At 75.4% G+C, this 232-nt stretch carries 1 protein-coding gene; it reads left to right on the top strand.

Features of this window, described 5'->3' with window-relative positions:
- Positions 1-232, top strand: a 232-nt coding sequence (locus tag MFF40_RS28645; RefSeq protein ID WP_238263213.1) for an autotransporter-associated beta strand repeat-containing protein, incomplete at both ends; no start/stop codon positions are given.

The raw sequence follows: 232 nt of genomic DNA, 5'->3' as shown, positions 1-232 counted from the left end.
ATGTCGCCAACGCCGGCACCCTGGCGTTCAACCGGGCCGACGCCGTCACCTTCGCGGGTACCATCTCCGGCCCCGGCGGCCTGACCAAGCTCGGCGCCGGCACGCTCACGCTGACCGCCGCCCACAGCTTCACCGGCCCGACCACCGTCGCCGCCGGCGGGCTCGGCCTCACCGCCCCCGCCAGCCTGGTCTCGCCGGTGATCACCCTCGCCGGCACCACCCTGACCCATGC

The sequence above is a fragment of the Methylobacterium mesophilicum genome, assembly GCF_022179445.1.
Taxonomy (GTDB): domain Bacteria; phylum Pseudomonadota; class Alphaproteobacteria; order Rhizobiales; family Beijerinckiaceae; genus Methylobacterium; species Methylobacterium mesophilicum.
The sequence above is the reverse complement of the archived record's forward strand: the minus strand, read 5'-3'. Positions and strand labels throughout refer to the sequence as shown.